Annotated in this window: 17 protein-coding genes and 1 pseudogene; 13 read left to right on the top strand and 5 right to left on the bottom strand. The window is 58.0% G+C overall.

Annotated features, from left to right (window positions below; genetic code table 11):
* Positions 1-10 precede the first annotated feature (10 nt).
* The 3 genes from RMV17_RS04860 (at position 11) to RMV17_RS04850 (ending at position 3,411) form a co-directional block, all read left to right on the top strand.
* Complete coding sequence (locus RMV17_RS04860; protein ID WP_311885912.1) at positions 11-1,186, top strand: alginate O-acetyltransferase; 1,176 nt, start codon at positions 11-13, stop codon at positions 1,184-1,186.
* A 14-nt stretch (positions 1,187-1,200) separates the two neighbouring features.
* Positions 1,201-1,857: an alginate O-acetyltransferase AlgF gene (locus tag RMV17_RS04855; RefSeq protein ID WP_003221835.1), complete on the top strand. Its 657-nt coding sequence runs from the start codon at positions 1,201-1,203 to the stop codon at positions 1,855-1,857.
* 102 nt (positions 1,858-1,959) lie between these two features.
* Positions 1,960-3,411 carry a mannose-1-phosphate guanylyltransferase/mannose-6-phosphate isomerase gene (locus RMV17_RS04850; protein WP_007914094.1) on the top strand — a complete coding sequence of 484 codons (1,452 nt, stop codon included), beginning with the start codon at positions 1,960-1,962 and terminating at the stop codon, positions 3,409-3,411.
* 91 nt (positions 3,412-3,502) lie between these two features.
* Here RMV17_RS04850 and RMV17_RS04845 read toward each other — a convergent pair whose 3' ends face one another.
* Positions 3,503-6,076 (bottom strand): RHS repeat-associated core domain-containing protein, encoded by a 2,574-nt coding sequence (locus tag RMV17_RS04845; RefSeq protein WP_311885911.1) that lies wholly within the window; start codon positions 6,074-6,076, stop codon positions 3,503-3,505.
* A gap of 173 nt (positions 6,077-6,249) precedes the next feature.
* On the opposite strand from RMV17_RS04845, the gene RMV17_RS04840 reads away from it, so the two are divergent.
* From RMV17_RS04840 to RMV17_RS04830, 3 genes are all read left to right on the top strand, one after another.
* Complete coding sequence (locus RMV17_RS04840; protein WP_311885910.1) at positions 6,250-6,714, top strand: multidrug transporter; 465 nt, start codon at positions 6,250-6,252, stop codon at positions 6,712-6,714.
* A 35-nt stretch (positions 6,715-6,749) separates the two neighbouring features.
* On the top strand, positions 6,750-7,574 hold the full coding sequence (locus RMV17_RS04835) for an SDR family oxidoreductase (RefSeq protein ID WP_311885909.1): 825 nt from the start codon (positions 6,750-6,752) through the stop codon (positions 7,572-7,574).
* A 241-nt stretch (positions 7,575-7,815) separates the two neighbouring features.
* Complete coding sequence (locus tag RMV17_RS04830; RefSeq protein ID WP_311885908.1) at positions 7,816-8,814, top strand: sel1 repeat family protein; 999 nt, start codon at positions 7,816-7,818, stop codon at positions 8,812-8,814.
* A gap of 123 nt (positions 8,815-8,937) precedes the next feature.
* Here RMV17_RS04830 and RMV17_RS04825 read toward each other — a convergent pair whose 3' ends face one another.
* From RMV17_RS04825 to RMV17_RS04810, 4 genes are all read right to left on the bottom strand, one after another.
* Positions 8,938-9,801 (bottom strand): HlyD family secretion protein, encoded by an 864-nt coding sequence (locus tag RMV17_RS04825; protein WP_108226214.1) that lies wholly within the window; start codon positions 9,799-9,801, stop codon positions 8,938-8,940.
* A gap of 10 nt (positions 9,802-9,811) precedes the next feature.
* Complete coding sequence (locus tag RMV17_RS04820) at positions 9,812-10,012, bottom strand: DUF1656 domain-containing protein (RefSeq protein WP_007914106.1); 201 nt, start codon at positions 10,010-10,012, stop codon at positions 9,812-9,814.
* The gene (locus tag RMV17_RS04815) at positions 10,002-12,194 is read right to left on the bottom strand and encodes an FUSC family protein (RefSeq protein ID WP_311885907.1); all 2,193 of its coding nucleotides are present in this window, start codon (positions 12,192-12,194) and stop codon (positions 10,002-10,004) included. Before RMV17_RS04815 ends, RMV17_RS04820 begins: the two co-directional genes overlap by 11 nt.
* A 142-nt stretch (positions 12,195-12,336) precedes the next feature.
* A complete protein-coding gene (locus RMV17_RS04810) occupies positions 12,337-13,836 on the bottom strand; it encodes an efflux transporter outer membrane subunit (protein ID WP_311885906.1) in 1,500 nt (499 codons plus the stop codon).
* Positions 13,837-14,115: 279 nt separating this feature from the next.
* Between RMV17_RS04810 and RMV17_RS04805 the strand changes: the two genes are divergently transcribed.
* The 7 genes and pseudogenes from RMV17_RS04805 to RMV17_RS04775 all read left to right on the top strand — a co-directional run bounded on the left by RMV17_RS04805 (position 14,116) and on the right by RMV17_RS04775 (position 20,336).
* Positions 14,116-15,084: a LysR family transcriptional regulator gene (locus tag RMV17_RS04805; protein WP_007914118.1), complete on the top strand. Its 969-nt coding sequence runs from the start codon at positions 14,116-14,118 to the stop codon at positions 15,082-15,084.
* 402 nt (positions 15,085-15,486) lie between these two features.
* Positions 15,487-15,861, top strand: coding sequence for a DUF6124 family protein (locus RMV17_RS04800; RefSeq protein ID WP_095125428.1), 375 nt, complete (start codon positions 15,487-15,489; stop codon positions 15,859-15,861).
* 480 nt (positions 15,862-16,341) lie between these two features.
* Positions 16,342-16,716: a DUF6124 family protein gene (locus RMV17_RS04795; protein ID WP_311885905.1), complete on the top strand. Its 375-nt coding sequence runs from the start codon at positions 16,342-16,344 to the stop codon at positions 16,714-16,716.
* Positions 16,717-17,070: 354 nt separating this feature from the next.
* Entirely contained in the window at positions 17,071-17,535 is a 465-nt protein-coding gene (locus RMV17_RS04790) for a hypothetical protein (RefSeq protein ID WP_311885904.1), read from the top strand.
* Positions 17,536-17,614: 79 nt separating this feature from the next.
* Positions 17,615-17,835 (top strand): annotated as a pseudogene (locus RMV17_RS04785) (DUF6124 family protein); the annotation flags it as partial.
* A gap of 869 nt (positions 17,836-18,704) precedes the next feature.
* Complete coding sequence (locus RMV17_RS04780) at positions 18,705-19,679, top strand: D-glycerate dehydrogenase (RefSeq protein WP_311885903.1); 975 nt, start codon at positions 18,705-18,707, stop codon at positions 19,677-19,679.
* A gap of 147 nt (positions 19,680-19,826) precedes the next feature.
* Positions 19,827-20,336 (top strand): DUF2165 domain-containing protein, encoded by a 510-nt coding sequence (locus RMV17_RS04775; RefSeq protein ID WP_311885902.1) that lies wholly within the window; start codon positions 19,827-19,829, stop codon positions 20,334-20,336.
* The last annotated feature ends 17 nt before the right edge of the window (positions 20,337-20,353 follow it).

Here is a 20,353-nt window from a genome sequence, read left to right as displayed (position 1 = left end):
GGGATCTGACATGACCCGCTCATTACGCATCTTCTACATCGCCCTGTTCCTGGTGACCCTGTTGGTCCTTGGTTTGTGGTCGGTTCGCAGCTTCTTCGGCTTCAGCACCAATGCCGATGCCACGGTGCTCAATGGCCGCTGGACCAAGGCGGTGGAAACTCACTACGACGATGAATTCCCGATCAAGCGTCTGGGCACCAACCTCTGGGCCGCGCTGGATTTCAAACTGTTCAACGAAGGTCGTCCGGGCGTAGTGCTCGGCCGCGATCAGTGGTTGTACAGCGATGAGGAATTCAACCCGATCGTCAACGAAGAGCTGAACCTGCAAGGCAACTACGCGCTGGTCGAAGGCGTACGCCAGACCCTGAAAGCGAAAGGCGTGAAACTGGTGATGGCGATCGTGCCGGCCAAGGTTCGTCTGTACCCGGAGCATCTGGGTGAAGTGAAACCGGCGAGCATCCACGAAAATCTCTATCAGGATTTCCATGCTCGTGTAGCCGCCGACAAGATCCTCGCCCCGGACCTGCTCAAGCCTTTCCAACAGGCCAAGCAGAACGGTCAGCAAGTGTTCCTGCGCACCGACACGCACTGGACGCCGGAAGGCGCCGAAATCGCCGCGAACACCCTGGCAAAAACCATCGCCGACAAGTTCCCGCTCAGCGGCGAGCCGCAGCGTTTCGTCACCACCCCGGCGGAGAAGGTCACGCACAAGGGCGACCTGCGCTTGTTCCTCCCGCTCGATCCGCTGTTCGAAAACCTGATGCCGGCGCAAGAGCCGCTGCAAAAGCGCAACACCGTCGCGGCCGGCGATCAGCCTGCCGGTGACGACGCGCTGTTCGCCAGCAATGAAGTGCCGGTGGCACTGGTCGGCACCAGCTACAGCGCTAACCCTAACTGGAACTTCGTCGGTGCACTGAAACAAGCGCTGCACAGCGACGTGGTGAGCTACGCCGAAGACGGCCACGGCCCGATTCTGCCGATGCTCAGCTACCTGAAAAGCGATGACTTCAAGAACAGCCCGCCACAGGTGCTGATCTGGGAGTTTCCTGAACGTTATCTGCCTGTGAACAACGAAATCGGCGACGCCGACCCGCAGTGGGTCGCAGAGCTTAAACAAGCCGGCGCGCGCCAACAAAACGTAGCAATCAACACTAAATCCGAGACGCCCGATCGGGCGCAAAACTGAAAGAGAGGTACACCATGACTTTCACTACTACTCCTCGTCGTCTCGCAAAACGCATTGCACTGGTTGCTGGTCTGAGCGTGCTGTCAGTCCAAGCTTTCGCCGGTGGCGACGCTGCGCTCTACGGCCCGACCGCACCGAAAGGCTCGACCTTTGTGCGTGTCTACAACGCCAGCAACGCTGAAGTCAGCGCCACCGTCGGCAGCACCAACCTGAGTGACGTTGCGCCACTGGCCAGCAGCGATTTCAGCTTCATGCCGGGCGGCGATTACAGCGCCAAGGTCGGCAGCCAGACCCTGCCGGTGAAACTCGCCGGTGACCACTACTACACCCTGGTCAACAACGCTTCCGGCGCGCCGCAACTGATCGAAGAGCCGCCGTTCAAGAACAAGCAGAAATCCCTCGTGCGCGTGCAGAACCTCAGTGACAAGCCGCTGACCCTGAAAACTGCTGACGGCAAAACCGACGTGGTGCCGAACGTCGCCGCCAAGGGCCGTGGCGAACGTGAAATCAACCCGGTGAAAGTCAGCCTGGCGCTGTACGAAGGTGACAAGAAAGTCGGCGACGTGAAACCGGTCGCCCTGGAACGTGGTGAAGCCGCAGTGCTGTACGTCACCGGCAGCGGCAGCAGCCTGTCGCCAGTCTGGGTAAAACGCCCGGTATCGACTCGCTAATCGCTCGAACTATCAGCTACAAGCCTCAAGCTGCAAGTGAAGTGCTTCTAACTCGCCACTTGCAGCTTGCAGCTCTCAACTGCATTTTATGGAGTAAACAATATGATTCCGGTGATCTTGTCAGGTGGTAGCGGTTCGCGTCTCTGGCCGCTTTCGCGCAAGCAGTTCCCTAAGCAATTCCTCGCCCTGACCGGCGAACACACCCTGTTCCAGCAGACCCTCGAGCGCCTGGTGTTCGAAGGCATGGACACCCCGATCGTGGTCTGCAACAAGGATCACCGCTTCATCGTCAACGAGCAGTTGGCCAATCGCAAACTGGAATGCCAACGCATTCTCATGGAGCCGTTCGGCCGCAACACTGCGCCAGCCGTAGCGCTGACCGCGATGATGCTGGTCAATGAAGGCCGTGACGAACTGATGCTGGTACTGCCGGCCGACCACGTACTGGAAGACCAGAAAGCCCTGCAACGTGCCCTGGCCCTGGCCACCGTTGCCGCCGAAAACGGCGAAATGGTCCTGTTCGGCGTGCCGGCGACCAAACCGGAAACCGGTTACGGCTACATCAAATCCACTGGCGATTCGCTGCTGCCCGAAGGCGTCAGCCGCGTTTCGCACTTCGTCGAAAAACCTGACGTCAAACGTGCCACCGAGTACGTTGAGTCCGGCGGTTACTACTGGAACAGCGGCATGTTCCTGTTCCGTGCCAGCCGCTTCCTCGAAGAACTGAAAAAGCACGATCCGGACATCTACGACACCTGCCTGCTGACCCTCGAACGCAGCCAGCAGGACGCCGACACCATCACCTTCGACGAAGCCACCTTCGCCTGCTGCCCGGACAATTCCATCGACTACTCCGTCATGGAAAAAACCCAGCGTGCCTGCGTCGTGCCGTTGACCGCTGGCTGGAGCGATGTCGGTTGCTGGTCGTCGCTGTGGGAAGTCAACGAGAAAGACGCCAACGGCAACGTCACCAAAGGCGATGTAGTGATTCAGGACAGCAAGAACTGCATGATCCACGGCAACGGCAAACTGGTGTCGGTGATCGGTCTGGAAAACATCGTTGTGGTCGAAACCAAAGACGCCATGATGATCGCCCACAAAGACAAGGTTCAGGGCGTCAAGCAGATGGTCAACACGCTCAACGAGCAGGGCCGCAGCGAAACCCAGAACCACTGCGAGGTTTATCGTCCGTGGGGTTCCTACGACTCGGTGGACATGGGCGGGCGTTTCCAGGTCAAGCACATCTCGGTAAAACCGGGCGCGTGCCTGTCGCTGCAGATGCACCACCACCGCGCCGAACACTGGATCGTGGTCAGCGGCACTGCCGAAGTGACCTGCGATGAAAACGTGTTCCTGCTCTGCGAGAACCAGTCGACCTACATCCCGATCGCCTCGGTGCACCGCTTGCGCAACCCTGGCAAGATCCCGCTGGAAATCATCGAAGTGCAATCGGGTTCGTACCTGGGTGAAGACGATATCGAACGTTTCGAAGATATCTACGGTCGCTCCACCCCGATCGAACGCGGCGTGTCGGTGAAGACCATCGCGCAATAACTGATCGATAAAACAAGAAGCCCCCGTCCAGCCCGCTGCGTCCCCTATCCGCAGTGGGTTGGGCGGGGGCTTCTTTATCGTCGTCCAGGCACTACGTCGTTTTTTCCATGACTTTTGTGGGACGCATCCTGGAAAACCTGCGTACAGGCGTAGCTACCTCCTCAGAAAAAACAGCTTCGTACGACCCGGTAGGTACGACGGTCACAACGAAATCTACGTTGCTACCTGTCACCTCTTTGGTAACCGAGGTCATTTTCAAACCCACTTCTTCCGCGAGTCGCTGAGTAGGCTTGCCATTCGGTGTCCGCGAAAAAACCTCAAGCAGTTCGGCGCTGCCACTTTCCAGCCCCTCGGTCATATTAAGCGTTACTTCGTTCCTGACTTTTGATCTTCTGATTGTAGCGGGAAGAACACTCAGATCAGCAGCCAGGCGAATTTGATGCCGACTGATATCATTCAAGAATACTTTTCCAGAATCGGAGTATTTATAGTTGTCCTTGAACTCCCACTCCGACCTTGAATAGATATTGAAGAACTTGCTGGGTCTTTCAAGCTGCGACGCTTTTGGTGTGGTGTAAACGGACCTGATATAGGGATTCACCTTGTGCGTAAAGCTCTCCTCAACCCGCTTGGCTGCCCCATTCGATGCGGCATCCGCCAAAGACAATCGCTCTTGCAGATAATCGACCTTGTACATAATAGGGACCTTCACCGCAGGGACTTCGTCCTCGGTAGCTTTGGCCTTGCCTGACTCAATAGCTTCAACCGGAACCGGCGCCAGTCCTTGTTGATCGCGAAATCGCATCGGCTGGTTTCTTACCATCCGATAGACATTCAAACCGTCAGCGTCACCTGCCGGATCCGGATTCAACCAACGTTGCCATTCGGGCAGGTAATAACGTAATCCGTAGTAATAGAGCCCACTCGCGTCCCGTTCCTTGCCGGAATACCTGACCGTTTTGTAACTGAGCTGTAAGGCTTCGCCGTTCGACCACGCTGTACCGCCGAACGGGTAATAGCTTTCCTGGGAAATAATGTTGGCATCCTGATCCAGCTCCAGCGTACTTGAGCCCAGATGGTCGGTCAGGCCGTGGCGCCGTTGATTGTTCGCGATCTCTCGTGGTTTTCGCGTAGCCCAATGCAACAACCGCACACTGCCTCGTCCGTCCTCTACATCGATAACGTGCAGTTCTTCCCCGGTACCACTGTGTGTGCGGATTTCCAGGCCCGGCAAGTAAAGGGTTTCGATGACATTGGTTTTGGCATTGGTTTGCAATGAGCGAATTTTGCGCACACGCATGCCGTCGGCGCCGTAGAAGTAACGCTCGGTATCGTCGGGCTCTGCGTCGCGTTCGACGGGGCGAACTTCGCATAATTGATTTTGCCGATTCCAAGAGAAGGACTGGCCCGGTTGCCGCATCAATAAATTGCCGTTGGCATCGAAGCCGTTGCGAAATGCTTCTTTGCCCGGTTCCACGCCATCGCGCACGGGCAGACAGCGATTGCTATGGGCTTCAGCCACCAGCCGATGACCGGGGTGTTGCGAACCGACATGGGTCAACTCAAGAAGGTTGTTGCCTTCATCATATCGGTAGGCCTGGCAGTAATTGGTCAAGCCGTCTGATTCAGACAGTGGGCCATGTCTGACAGGGCCCGCTTCCCATCCCGTCGCTTCGATGAGTTGCGACAGACTGTCATAGGCAAAGCGGCAGATCGGCTCGATACGCTGGTTGGCGAAATAGCGAATCGGCAGCGCCGCATCTTCGATGCTCAGCACATTGCCGAGCGGGTCGTAGGCGTATCGCAGGTCCTGCAACGGCGTCTGTTGCCCGACTCGAGAACATAAACGTCTGAGAAGTCCGTCTTCAGCATCGTGCTTCAGCGAAGTCACTACGCCATTACCCGCCACCTCTTCTTCGACCTGCCCTGCCGCGTTGTAGGTAATGGCGCTGACCATCGGCAGCCATTGTGCAGTACCACTCAGACAGAGATCCACGGCGCGCAAACGTCCATCGAGGGTTTGACTGCAGCGCTGCACATTCGCCAAAGCGTCCGTCCGCGATTGCATGTCACCAAGCGGCGTCACTTGTGTTCGGGTGATGTAACCCGGAACCGACTCACCGCTGATACATCGTTCATGCACCAGCACTGCGCCGGTCAATCCATAGTCATTGAACAGCAGTACGCCCGCCGCATCATCATGACGAACCAGTCGCCCGTGTTGATTGCAGTCGCGGGTTGTCTCGTCGCCATAGGCAAGCTGCTCGATAGACGCCCCGTTCTCGATGATCTCCACTGGCCGCAACTGATCGTCGTACCGAATCTGCCGCCGGTTGCCTCGCCCATCCCACTGTTCCAGCCTCTGTTCGCCTGCGCCCAACAAACTGACACGCCACCCGGAATCGACGCTGTCCGAGCGCAACTCCTGTCCGCTCAGTGAATAGACAGACAGCACATTGGCGCAAGAGAGTGGATCCGTCATTTGCAGCGCCCACAAACGCGGGTCCCACTGCTCAACCGCACGCCCCGCGGCGTCATACGCAGTCCGTTGGTTGCGGGGTTGAACAGGGCAAAGTTCATCGTTACGCCAATAGTCGACGGTTCGCGCCGACAACCCTCGAGGATCGAACACCGCAAGCGTTGGTGTTTTGCTATGCATTCCCATGAGTGGCCTCCCCACCTAAGGGCTGTCTTCAGGACAGCTAAACAGGTACGCGAGTCAACGCCTACTGACAGAAATTACAGTACCGACCAACGGTATGAAGGTTAGCTCAGCGAATGTCCATTCCCGCCGCCCTTCGGTAGGATGATGGCCACGAACTCACGGAGCGTTCCAACATGTTCATCGGCATTCTGCTGGTCATCACCTGGTTGATCCTGCTGTTGCGCTACCCGGCCAAAGCCTTGCCGGTTTCGGTGGCGGCGGCGATTGGCCTGGGCTTCGTGGCCATGTGGGTGGTATGGCTGGACAACCGCGAGATCAAGCAACTGGCGCGCCTTGAGATGCGTATCAGCTATGCCCCGCAGCAATGCCCGGCCGATCGTCCGCTGCAATTGAAAATGAAAAACGGCAATGACGTGCCCCTGACCGAACTGCGCTGGCGCATCGCAGCCTATGCGCCGGGTGACACGGTCAATCTGGCCGACAACCAATACACCGCCCCGCGCTATCGCGGTCCCGGCGAACTGCAGGCCGGCGGCGACTGGGAAGACTGCCTGCCGATGCCGCCGCTACGCCCCGCTTATCGCCCGCAAACCCTGGAGTTTCGCGCCGAGCGATTGCAAGGTAGTTTTTCCGACTGATCCCCTCCCCCGATTTTTTGCACAAGGAAAGCGCCATGCCCGTTGCGTTGATTACCGGTTGTTCCAGCGGCATCGGCCGCGCCCTCGCCGACGCGTTCAAAGCCGCCGGTTTCGAAGTCTGGGCCAGTGCGCGCAAGGCTGAAGATGTGGCGTTGCTGGCATCAGCCGGGTTCATCGCCGTGCAACTCGACGTCAACGACAACGCGGCGCTGGAGCAACTTGGCGAGCGGATCAACCAGCAACACGGCGGCCTCGATGTGCTGATCAACAATGCGGGTTACGGCGCCATGGGGCCGCTGCTCGACGGCGGTGTGGCGGCCATGCAGCGCCAGTTCGAAACCAATGTGTTTTCGATCGTCGGCGTTACGCGCGCACTGTTTCCGGTCCTGCGCCGGGCCAAAGGATTGGTGGTGAATATCGGCAGTGTTTCCGGGGTATTGGTCACACCGTTTGCCGGAGCTTACTGCGCCTCGAAAGCAGCGGTGCATGCCTTGAGCGATGCACTGCGCATGGAACTGGCGCCGTTCGGCATACGTGTGATGGAAGTGCAGCCGGGGGCGATTCAATCGAGTTTTGCCAAAAACGCCGGGCATGAAGCCGAGCAACTGATCAATGAACAATCGCCGTGGTTTGCGCTGCGTGAGGGCATTCGCGCGCGGGCCAAGGCGTCGCAGGACAAGCCGACGCCGGCCAGGGAGTTTGCCGCTGAGTTACTCAAGGCTGTGCAGCAGAGCAAACCGCCACGCTTGATCCGAATCGGCAATGGCAGCCGCGCGTTGCCGTTGTTGGCGGCGTTACTGCCCAAGGGTTTGCTGGAGTCGACGTTGATGAAGCGCTTCGGTTTGCGTAGAAATCTTTGATTACAACCGATCAAATTGCCAAGCGGTTCATTACACGTAGAATGCGCGTCACTTGAAGCCTCCAATGCTTGAAGTAACCCCGATAGCGCAAGGAGTCGCTCGGGCAAGCATCGAAGCAAGGGAATTGCTGATCCTTTATCTCTCCTCTCGCGACTGTTCCCGCCCGGAACAGTCGCTGCTTTGTTGACCTGCCTGACGCGAGCCCTGCATACACGCTTCAACTCAGATCAGGAAACAGCTTTTGAAACTCCTCCACGTATTGCCACTGGCACTGCTCACCTTGCTGGCTGGCTGCGCAACCAAAGAACCGTCCCTCAATGACACACTGCCCAAACTGACCCTGCAAAACGTGCTACCGGTCGTTACCGCCAACGAGCACTGCAATGCGCAGATGGACAGCGATATTCTGTATGGCGTGGGCTACCAGTTATACGAAAACGGCGAGTACAAGGATGCCAAAACCTGCATGGTCATGGCCGCCCCAAAGCACACTCGCGCGTTCTGCTACCTGTCGATGACTACCCGTTACGACAGCACCCTGAGCGCCGAACAACGTAACACTGAAGCCTTCAACTACATGGCTTATGCGGCGATGCAGAACGACTGGTGTGCTGAGTACGGTATGTACGAGAGCTACAAATTCGGCAAAGTCGGGGCCAAGAAAGATGTTGCGCTCGCCACTCGTTGGCTCGAGCGCTCCTCGCTGCACGGCTATGCCGAATCCCAGCAGATATTGATCGAGCAATATGAGGAGCAGGGTAATCTGAGCGCCGCCTACGCTTGGACCAGAATCATGGCCAATGCCGAAGACACCACGGCCGGCGATGACCTGAAGGCCAAGATGAACGCCGCTCAGATCGCAGAAGGCGACAAGCTCTACAGCAAGCTCCTCACCCAGGTCACCAGCAAGAAAGCATTGACCGAAGAAGCGCGCGAAGAAGACGTCGGCCGATACTCCGCCGATATCTATCAGAACTATCCGGATACCTTCAAAGGAATGTCGTCAGTCGAGCGTTACGACTATGTGAAGCAAACCATGTTGACGGCTATCAAACAGCCGTTCACCAAAAGCCGTGGCGACGTAATGAGCTACATCGTGATCAATCGCGCCGCTCAACTGAAATTACCTGACGCGAACATCGCGAATGACAAGCGAATCGTCTCGCTAATGGAAGATCAAGAGCTGTCGGTCGACGAAACCATCGAGTCCGGATTACGGGTGGTCAGCAAGTTCTACTGATACATACCCTGCTGTGGCGAGGGAGCTTGTTCCCGCCGGGCGGCGTGGCGGCCCGCAAAAAGTGAGCGCTGCGCACTCAAGCGGGAGCAAGCGCCCTCGCCACAATAGCCTTATTGATACTCGTTATTCGATGTCGTCCTGCTTTACGACGACCGTACAAGTAATCCCCGCCGCCAACAAAACACCCTCCGGCACTTCATCAATGTGAATCCGCACCGGCACTCGCTGCGCCAACCGCACCCAGTTGAACGTCGGGTTCACATCGGCGATCAACTCGCGACTCTCTGGGTTGTCGCGGTCGTAGATGCCGCGAGAAATGCTTTCCACATGCCCCTTGAGCACTTCGCCGCTCATCAACTGCATGTCGGCCTTGTCGCCGACTTTCACGTGGGGCAGTTTGGTCTCTTCGAAGAAGCCGTAAACCCAGAACGAGTTCATGTCGACCACGGCCATTTTCGCCTCGCCGATGCGCGCGTAGTCACCGCGATGCACATTGAGGTTGGTCACATAACCGTCGACCGCCGCGCGCACTTCGGTGCGTTTGAGGTTGAGTTCGGCCGCTTCCAGTTGCGCTTGGGCGTGTTGGTAATCGGCCAGCGCGGCGTCGGCGATGTTGCTGGCGTCGTCGCGGTTCTCCTTGGAGATCACCAGGTTGTCGAGGTCCGCGCGGCGATGGGCGTTGACCTTGCGCATCTCCCACGTCGACTTGCGCGAGGCGACCAGCGACTGCGCCTGCTTGACCGCGATGCGGTAGTGCTCGGGGTCGATCTGCATGAGCAAATCGCCCTTCTTCACCAATTGGTTGTCGCGCACCGGCACGTCGATCACTTCGCCGGTGACGTCGGCGGCGACGTTGATGATGTCGGCGCGAACGCGGCCGTCGCGGGTCCATGGTGTGTTCATGTAATGCTCCCACAACGTGCGGCCGATCCACAGCGCCAGGGCCAGCACCAGCAGGGTCGCGAGCAGGCTGAAAAACTTTTTCATCGTGACGTTCTCAACGGTAGACAGTCAGCGCCATGGCGCCGAACAGACAGGTAAACAGACTCAGACGCAGCAGCGCCGGGTGCCAGAAAAAGCGGTACAGATCGAACCCGGACAAGAACCGGTCCACCGCCCAGGCCAGTGCCGCAGCGATGAAAAACATCAGGGTCATGGTCGGCATGTACACGCCGTGGAAGGCGATTTCACGAGGCATGGGCAAGTCCTTCGGGCTTGGCGATGGCGTAGGCAGCAAGCGGTGATTGCGGGTCGAGCAGCGAGGTGCGGATGAAGTGCAGATAGCTCTTCACCCGACGCAACGCCGAGGTATCGAAGTGCGGCGCGAATGGCTCATCGGTCGCCGCGACACGGCTGATTGCGTGGTCGACGGCGACCAATGCGCGTTCGAGATTGCTGGAGTTCGGCTGCAAAAACAGGCGCACCAGTGCACGGCCCATCACGCGAATTGCCTGACGCCACGGCTGCGATTCGGCATAGGCCGGGTGCACCGGCAAGATCGCCTGTTCCTTGCGCAACTCGATGATCGCGTGGCCGACTTCGAGGACCACGAACATCCAGCGCAGCAGGTTCTTCTGCACCTTCGGCTGCCCGGCCGCGAGCCCGTAGGCCTGATGCAGCAGATCGCGGGTACGGCTCTCGAAACTCGACGCCAAGCCTTTCAGTTTGCCGCTGATCGCGTAGACCACCTGGCCGCGCAGGTCCTGCTCCAGACGTTTCCACAACCAGCGGCTGTTCGGCGGCAGAATAATTGCCCCCGCAGCAGCGCAGACCAGCATGCCCATGACCATGGCGATGTAGTCGTTGATAAAGGTGTAAGGGTTGTAGATGGTCAGGTTGTCCGGCACCGAACCGGTGCTGAAGAAGATCAGCAACCCGAGGCCGACACCGGCGTATTGCGGCCGCGAAGTGAGAAACGAACCAAACACGATCACTGGTGCGAGCATCACGCACAGCAACGGAAAACCATCGATCCACGGGAATATGAAAAACATTTCGACGAAGCCGATCAGAGCCCCGAGAAAAGTGCCGCAGGCCATCTGGAATGCCATGCGTTTCGGGTTTGGCGTGGCGGCGGAGAGGCCCACGGTAGCGGCGGCAATCAGCGTCATCGTCGCGCCGCTTGGCCACGCTGTCGCGACCCAGTAACTGCCCAGCACAACCAGAATGAACGAGGCGCGAATGCCCGACGCAGCCGCTGCCCACCAGTTGGTTTGCGGGGTGAACGGCTCGTCCCAGCGCTCGCGTTCGTGGCGGTGATCAGCCAAGGATGCGTGGGTCTGTGCATAACTGTGCAGATCATCCACAAAGCGATAGAGCAATTCGTAGGCGGTGTGGAAATCCAGTTGCTCAGCGTCGCTCGGCTCGCTCTCCTGGAAGATAGCGCGCAGGCTGCGCACGCGTGCCGGCAGGCCTTCCTTGTAGCTCGCCAGCGCAGTCGCCAAACGGCCGGCATCGGGGCTGGTCAGGGCGCGACCACTGAAGCCGTCGAGCACTTCGGCGAGATCCTGCAGGCCCGGCCTGATCGCTGCGACAACGTGTTCTTCGCCGTTGCCGCGCAAGCGTTCAAGCAACTGATGCAAAGCGTTGAACCGCGTAGTGATGCCCATGAACTCGCTGTTCAAGCGGCTCAAGCGACCGTTGCGCCGACGCATGTGCGGGTCTTCAAACACGGTCACGCTGCGCAAGCCTTCAAGGCCCACCGCTTCGGCAATGAAACGCACGTTGCTCGCCTCGAAAGACTCGGCTTTGCTGCGCCCGCGCAGACCATCGGTCACGAACAATGCGAACACACCGAAGCGCTGATACAAGGCGTTGCGCATGGCCGCGCTGGCAGTTTGCGGCAGGATCGCGGCGCTGATCAGGGTCGAGCAAAGAATCCCCAGCGAGATCTCCAGTACTCGCCACACTGCCGCCATGAACGCGCCGTCCGGATGCGCCAGCGCGGGCAAGCCGACCATCGCCGCGGTGTAGCCGGCGAGGACAAAACCGTAGGCGCGGAAGTTGCGACAACGTGCGGCACCGGCCGAGCAGATGCCGACCCAGATCGCCAGCGAGCCGAGAAAGAGTTCGGTGTTCTGCGCGAATAACGCAATCAGCGTGACCATCATCGCCGACCCGGCCAGCGTGCCGAGGAAGCGATAGAAACTCTTGGCGAACACCTGGCCGCTCTGCGGCTGCATGACGATGAACACGGTGATCATCGCCGTGCGCGGTTGCGGTAATTCCAGGCGCATGGCCAGCCACAGCGTGAGGAATGCGGCGATCAACACCTTGAAGATATAGACCCAAGTCACGCCATCGCTGCGCGCCCAGTCAAAGAAACCACGGCGCCATTCCAGGGAGTAGAGCCAGCGCAGGGGTGCGGGCAAGGGAGTCATTCAAATGTGCTCAATGAGATTCGGTCTGGTCGCAGAACCTGTGGGAGCGAGCCTGCTCGCGAATGCGTTTTCATATTCAACGTTGATGTCGACTGATAAACCGCTTTCGCGAGCAGGCTCGCTCCCACATTGGATCGTGTGTTCAATGCAGGAGCGTCGGGATTTTCGGCGCTTGGGTTTTCTCGGCCGTCGGTACGTCATTGCCGGCGCCGAGGCCACCACCCAGCGCAGTCACCAACTCGGCATGCGCACTCAACCGCGCCGCCTGCACCTGCTGCTGCACCTGCTGCTGCTTGAACAGCAACGTCTGCGCATTGAGCACGTTGAGGTAATCGGTGAGGCCGCGTTGATAAGCGATCATCGCGATGTCGTAGGTCTTCTGCGCCGTGGCCACCGACTCGGCGGCAAAACCTTGCTGCTTGTCCATCGACTCACGGCGGATCAACTGGTCGGAAATATTCTTCAGCGCATTGACCAGCGTCTGGTTGTAATGCGCGACGGCGATGTCGTAACCGGCGGAGGCTTCACCGAGTTCGGCACGCAGTCGGCCACCGTCGAAGATCGGCAAAGAGATCGCCGGGCCGACGTTGTAGTTGAGTTTCTTGCCGGTCAAAAACTCCAGCGCGCCACCACCGGTCGCCATGTAGCCGAGGCTGCCGACCAGATCGACGTTGGGGTAAAACCCGGCGTGCGCGACATCGATGCCGCGCGCCTGTGCGGCGACTTGCCAGCGACTGGCGACCACGTCCGGCCGCTGACCGAGCAACTCGGCGGGCAAGGCAGACGGCAGTTTCAGCGCAGCACCGAGCGACAGGGTCGGACGCTGCAACTGCGCCCCCTCCCCCGGCCCTTTACCCGCCAGCGCTGCAAGTTGATTGCGGCTCAGGGCAATTTCTTCGTCCAGTGCATCGATTTGTCGATGGGTTTCCGGCAGCGGTGTTTCGGCCTGACTGACTTCGAAATGCGTGCCGATCCCGCCGTTCAGACGCTTCTGCGCCAGATCGAGAATCTGCTGTTGCTGTTTGAGCGTTGCGGCAACGATGTCGCGCTGGGCGTAATGCAGCGACAGTTCGATGTAGGCGCGGACGATGTTGTTCTGCAATTCCAGCTGCGCCAATCGCGCCTCGGCGGCGCTCATGTGCGCCAGATCCACCGCTCGCTCGCTGCTATTGCTTTCGCGACCCCAGAGGTCGAGGGCGTAGCTGAAACCCAACGCGGCGTTGTTGTCCCAAGTGGTGGTGTTGGCCAGATCGCCCGGGCCGTAGAACTGATCGGTCGGCCAGTTGTGGCGTTTGAGGGTCGACTCGCCATTGATCTGCAACGACTCGGCGGACTCGGCGACACCGGCCATGGCTTTGGCCTGACGCACCCGCGCAGCGGCCATGGCCATAGTCGGGCTGCCGTGCACAGCGAGGTCGATCCAGCGATTGAGTTGCGGGTCGCCGTAGGCTTGCCACCATTGCGCGGTGGGCCAGTTGGCGTCACGGGCGGCGTGGGCGATGGCGTCGTCGGTGGCCAGTGAATTGGCCTCCAACGCCTTGCCTTGCGGGGCAATTCCTTCGGTTGAGATGCAGCCGCTGAGACCCAGAGTAAAAGCCAGAACACTGAGCGGCAAAAGCGCTCTGTTGATGCGACGCGGCACAGCTGCGAATTCCTGAGAAGAGGATAAGGCGGGGCTTGTTCTCGGTAGATGCTGCCGCAGGCTGCGATCTGTTGACCTTGATTCCCTTAAACCAAAATCAAAAAATCGCAGCCTGCGGCAGCGCCTACAGGGATCGGCGCAATTCTAGGGAACGCCCTGTACGGCGATAAGCTGGGATTTCTGTGAATCTTTGTTACGGTTAACGAGATAATCCCTAAGTCGGGGGTCTCGCCCCTGACACTTCGTGTCACAATTTGCCATCTCCCTTGAGAGCACCCCATGGACACTTTGCAAAACATGCGCGCCTTCAGTTGTGTCGCCGAAGCCGGCAGCTTCACCGCCGCCGCCGTGCAACTCGACACCACCACCGCCAACGTTTCGCGCGCGGTCTCCAACCTGGAAGCCCACCTGCAAACCCGCTTGCTCAACCGCACCACGCGGCGCATTGCCCTCACCGAAGCGGGCAAACGCTACCTGCTGCGCTGCGAACAGATCCTCGCCTACGTCGAAGAGGCCGAAGCCGAAGCCAGCGACGCCCACGCGCGCCCGGCCGGACAATTGAAAGTGCACACCATGACCGGCATCGGCCAGCACTTCGTCATCGACGCCATCGCCCGCTACCGCAAGACTCACCCCGACGTCACCTTCGACCTGACCCTGGCCAACCGCGTACCGGACCTGCTCGACGAGGGCTACGACGTGTCCATCGTGCTCGCCAGCGAACTGCCGGATTCCGGCTTCGTCTCGCAACGCCTTGGCATCACCTACAGCATCGTCTGCGCCTCGCCGGCCTACGTGAAAGCCAACGGCGCCGCGCAAAAGCCCAGCGACCTGCTCAACCACGCCTGCCTGCGCCTGGTCAGCCCGGTAATCCCCCTGGAAAAATGGGCCTTCGACGGCCCGGAAGGCCAGGAAATGGTCACCATCAACAGCTCGCCGTTTCTGGTGAACTCCGCCGACGCGATGAAAACCGCGATCACCAGCGGCATGGGCGTGGGCGTGTTGCCGGTGTATGCGGCGATCGAAGGTTTGCGTAACGGCACGCTGGTGCGAGTGATGCCGAACTACCGCTCGCAAGAGCTGAACCTCTATGCGATCTACCCGTCGCGGCAATATCTGGATGCGAAGATCAAGACGTGGGTTGAGTATTTGCGTGGGTCGTTGCCGGAGATTCTTGCGGCGCATCAAGCCGAATTGGCCGCCTACGAGTTAAGTGGAAGCCTCGCCGGCGCGCGCGTCGCCAACTGATTTTCAACACACCACGAAACGTGTAGGAGCTGCCGCAGGCTGCGATCTTTTGATCTTGATGTTTAATCGCAGCCTACGGCGGAGCCTACAGAAACGGGTATTTCACGGATGTTTCCGACAGGTTTTGACGGTTGTCCGTCGGAAGTGCGGTGGCTAGGATTTGGGTGTCGCTGACGCATCAGCGACCGGGTCTGGAAAACCCGATTTCAACTACCAAAGCTCATGGCATACTGCGGCGCTTTTTAGCTCGCAATGTTATGGCGGCTGTGCGCGGGAGGCCCTAGGGCCTGCCGGTTTTTGGTGAGGTTGACCGGTTTTTCCAGTCCGCGCACAGCTGCCACCCTTTCGCCTGGAAAACGAAAAGTGGCAGCTTCAACTCAACTTGCCACGAGTATGTTTCCTATGTTCAAACCAACGCCTAATCCACCCGAAACCGACGACACCACCCCCTACGAATTCCCCGGCTCAAAGAAATTCCACGAAGCCGCCGAACGCGCCCTCGATCACTACCTCAAACCCAACGCACTCACCCTGCGCTTCCACAAACCCAGCACCATGTTCCAGGTCGCACCGGAACAGGACAGCGAAAGCCTGCTGGTTCACGCCTGCGAATCACTGGCACAGGCCAGCCTCATGACCAGCGACATCGCCGCCTACATCGACCTGCCGCAACGACGGACGATTCTGGCGATTCAGCAGATCATCATGCTTGCCGAACTGGCGGTGAATCGGGTGCTGGATAACCACGAAATACCGCAATCCCCTTCACACAGCTAAAAGCCCCTCACCCTAACCCTCCCGAAACGTCGGACCGCCCAAAGGGAGGGGGGACTGACCGAGTTGTTTGGTAGAAGTACACCGACGGGCGATACCGAGTCGAACTCAGATTTTGAAAGGCTCACAAGTCGGCTCCCTCTCCCTCGGGAGAGGGCTGGGGTGAGGGGAAAATTCACCGCGAAACAAAAGCCAAGCGCGTGTCTTCCCCTCCACTTCGGCTGTTGCCATGGGCAAACCTTAAACAGAAAATCATCTTCTCGCAGATCAGCCACAGCCTGCGGTCGCCGGACTTCCCGTTTAAAAATCAAGCAATCCACACTGACGACAACTCCTACGAAAACCAGGAATTTGCGGATGTTTCCGACAGGTTTGACGGTTGTCCGTCGGAAGTGCGGTGGCTAGGATTTGGGTGTCGCTGACGAATCAGCAACCGGGCTTGGTCGCTCGGCTTATGAATGGAGCACTTCAAGGAGTTCCACCGTGCTCAATCCCCCTCAAAATCCACCTGAAATCGACGACACCACCCCCTACGAATTCCCCGGCTCAAAGAAATTCCACGAAGCCGCCGAACGCGCCCTCGACCACTACCTCAAACCCAACGCCCTCACCCTGCGCTTCCACAAACCCAGCACCATGTTCCAGGTCGCACCGGAACAGGACAGCGAAAGCCTGCTGGTTCACGCCTGCGAATCACTGGCACAGGCCAGCCTCATGACCAGCGACATCGCCGCCTACATCGACCTGCCGCAACGGCGCACGATTCTGGCGATTCAGCAGATCATCATGCTCGCCGAACTGGCGGTGAATCGGGTGCTGGATAACCACGAAATACCGCAATCCCCTTCACACAGCTAAAAGCCCCTCACCCTAACCCTCCCGAAACGTCGGACCGCCCAAAGGGAGAGGGGACTGATCGAGGTGTTTGGACGAGTTACGCCGACGTGCGATATCGAGTCGAACTCAGGTTTTGAAAGGCTCAGAAATCGGCTCCCTCTCCCTTGAATGATGCCGGATGACGGCCTGACACAATTTAAGCATCGTCCAATGGACGCAAACCTGGAGTGGGCAATCAAGTTCCAAAAATCATTTTCCGATTAAATTTAATAGCCAATCGATATAGGAAACCTGTCAGATCTGACAGTAGCGCTTTTATCGCTTCAGCCGAACAATGGATGTCGTCACACCGACCTAACCTTGAAGGAGCAAGACATGTCCATTAAAGATCTGAAACTCGACAAACTTAAGAAATCAGGTGAAGGCACTGTAATTGCCAAACTAAACAAAGACTACATCACCGACAAGTTCGAAGGAAAACCTGACCATTTTGTTACCGATAATAATGTAGTCGCGCTAAAAGCCACTTATCAGAAATCCTCTACCGACTCATTCACTATCAACCTCACTTTTGACGCAAACATTAAGCCTGGAAGGCATGAATTCAGCACAAAGCACTTTCCCTCTCCATTCAGATTTTCATATACATCAGGCTCACATACAAAAGGCTATACAAGCGCTAAAAATGCAGGGTTTATAGTTGTAGAAGAGTTCAACATCGCCAAAGGAATTTTCAAGGCAGCCTTCAACTTCAGTTTTGTAGATTTCGACACAAATGAGCTGCATCAAGTTCATGATGGTCAGATTGATGTCAAAGGCCTTGAAACTATCGAGGGGTAAAGGTAGGTCGCAAAGTCTGACCCAAGTGCAGGCACAAGCAGGTATCAGCCAATGTTGATACCGCTTCCCCAAAGCCACCGTGTTCCAGATCTCCCCCGAAAAGGGCCACAAAAGCCTGCTGGTCCACGCCTGCGAATTACTCGCGCAGGCAGCCGTATGACCAGCGACATCGCCGCCTACATCGACTTGCCGCAACGGCGCACGATTCTGGCGATTCAGCAGATCATCATGCTCGCTGAACTGGCGGTGAATCGGGTGCTGGATAACCACGAAATCTCCCAATCTCCGGCAAACAGCTAAAAGCCCTCACCCTAGCCCTCTCCCAGAGGGAGAGGGGACTGATCGCGGTGTTTGGGAGAGTTACGCCGACGTGAAATACCGAGTTGAACTCAGATTCTGAATCAGATCAAAAGCCCCTCACCCTAACCCTCCCGAAACGTCGGACCGCCCGTAGGGAGAGGGGACTGACGGTGGCGTTTGTGAGAGTTACACCGACGTGAAATACCGAGTCGAACTCAGATTCTGAATCAGATCAAAAGCCCCTCACCCTAACCCTCCCGAAACGTCGGACCGCCCGTAGGGAGAGGGGACTGACCGAGTTGGTTGGGAGAGCTACGCCGACGTGAAATACCGAGTCGAACATACACACTTCGAAAAGCTCAAAAATCGGCTCCCTCTCCCTCGGGAGAGGACTGGGGTGAGGGGCAAATCCACCACAAATCCAAAGCCGAACACCCGCTCTTCACCACTCAATAGGCCGAGTGTCAGCTCGCCTGCTCTTGATCTTGATCCACGAGCGACGTCGGAAGGCTGAGTGGAGGGATTGATCCGGGCGTGGGAGCGCAGCGACCGTTTGGCGCAGCCAAACACAGCAAGAGGAGGTGCAGCGAAGCAAACCGGAGACGCTGCGCCCGGATCGATCCCGCAGCGAAGGAACCCCGAGCCCCAGCGAGCGGGCCGCACGCAGGAGCAAGCGTTTTTTGCTTACTTTTTTAGGCGCTTGTAAAAAAGTGAGTCGCCGTCAGGGCGAAACCCTAAGCCGCCGTTACCGAAGAAACGGATATACACACCGAACAACCACAACATGGTCGGCCCAGAGGCCGCCAAGACAACCCCAAGCCAGAAATGTTAGCGTGCTTGGTATCAAGCCCGAACAAGAGCCAAAAACGATGAAAAAAACTGTCCTGGCCTTCAGCCGCATCACCCCGCCCATGATCGAACGCCTGCAACAAGAATTCGACGTCATCGTCCCCAATCCAAAAGCCGGCGACATCAACGCCCAGTTCAACGAAGCCCTGCCCCACGCCCACGGCCTCATCGGCGTCGGCCGCAAACTCGGCCAGGCCCAACTCGAAACCGCAACAAAACTCGAAGTCGTCTCAAGCGTCTCCGTCGGCTACGACAACTACGACCTCGACTACTTCAACCAACGCGGGATCATGCTCACCAACACCCCCGACGTGCTCACCGAAAGCACCGCCGACCTCGCCTTTGCCCTGATCATGAGCAGCGCCCGCCGCGTCGCCGAACTCGACGCCTGGACCAAGGCCGGCCAATGGCAAGCCAGCGTCGGCGCCCCGCTGTTCGGTTGTGACGTCCACGGCAAAACCCTCGGCATTGTCGGCATGGGTAACATCGGCGCCGCCGTCGCCCGCCGTGGCCGCTTCGGTTTCAACATGCCGATCATCTACAGCGGCAACAGCCGCAAGACCGAACTGGAACAGGAACTCGGCGCACACTTTCGCAGCCTCGACCAACTGCTCGCCGAAGCCGACTTCGTCTGCCTGGTAGTGCCGCTCAGCGACAAGACCCGCCACCACATCAGCCATCGCGAACTGGCGCTGATGAAACCGAGCGCCATCCTCGTCAACATCTCTCGCGGCCCGGTCGTCGATGAACCGGCCCTGATCGAAGCACTGCAAAACAAGCGCATTCGTGGCGCCGGCCTTGATGTGTACGAAAAAGAACCGCTGGCCGAGTCGCCGCTGTTCCACCTCAGCAATGCCGTGACCCTGCCGCACATCGGCTCGGCGACAAATGAAACCCGCGAAGCCATGGCCAATCGTGCGCTGGCCAATCTGCGCAGCGCCCTGCTCGGCGAGCGCCCGCAGGACTTGGTCAACCCGCAAGTCTGGCGCGGATAAAAAGCCACGGGCAAGTGCAACACTGCACTTGCCCGTTAGTTATGCCTTACACAACTTGAAATTGAACAACAAAGCCAATTAAACAACAGCATTATAAGCTCTGCCTGCCTGTCGAATAATCGACAAACGCTATGGAGAGCCAATATCTTGAACACCCTGACAACCGACAAACTTATTCGTTACAGCAAAGTCATATTGATGGCTTACATCAGCTTCTTTGGCGTGCTGGTGATGTTCCACAACTTCACCGACTACAATTCAAACTACACCTACGTGGCTCATATCCTGAGTATGGACACCACCACCGCCAGTGAAACCATCAAGTACCGAGCCATTGAATCACCGATGATTCATCACCGGATCTACTGGTTCGTCATCACACTGGAAGTCACGTATACCGTGTTGTGCCTGATCGGCACCTATCAGCTGTATCGCAACATCAACGCCTCCGCAGAAGTATTCCATGAGGCGAAAAAGTTTTCGATCATGGGTATACTCGCGGCCATCTTCATTTATTACGTATGCCTGCAAACTGTGGGTGTGGAATGGTTTGACATGGACACTTCGCAATCATGGAATGCGAAGGACTGGGCACGGCACATTGTTGACTTCATCTTCCCGGTGATGATTTACATCACATTGAAAGTCGAGCGCTGAAGTTCAGCGCTCGTTTA

The sequence above is a fragment of the Pseudomonas sp. VD-NE ins genome, from assembly GCF_031882575.1.
GTDB lineage: Bacteria > Pseudomonadota > Gammaproteobacteria > Pseudomonadales > Pseudomonadaceae > Aquipseudomonas > Aquipseudomonas fluorescens_BZ.
Note: the sequence above shows the minus strand (reverse complement) of the source record. Positions and strands in the feature narration are given on the sequence as shown.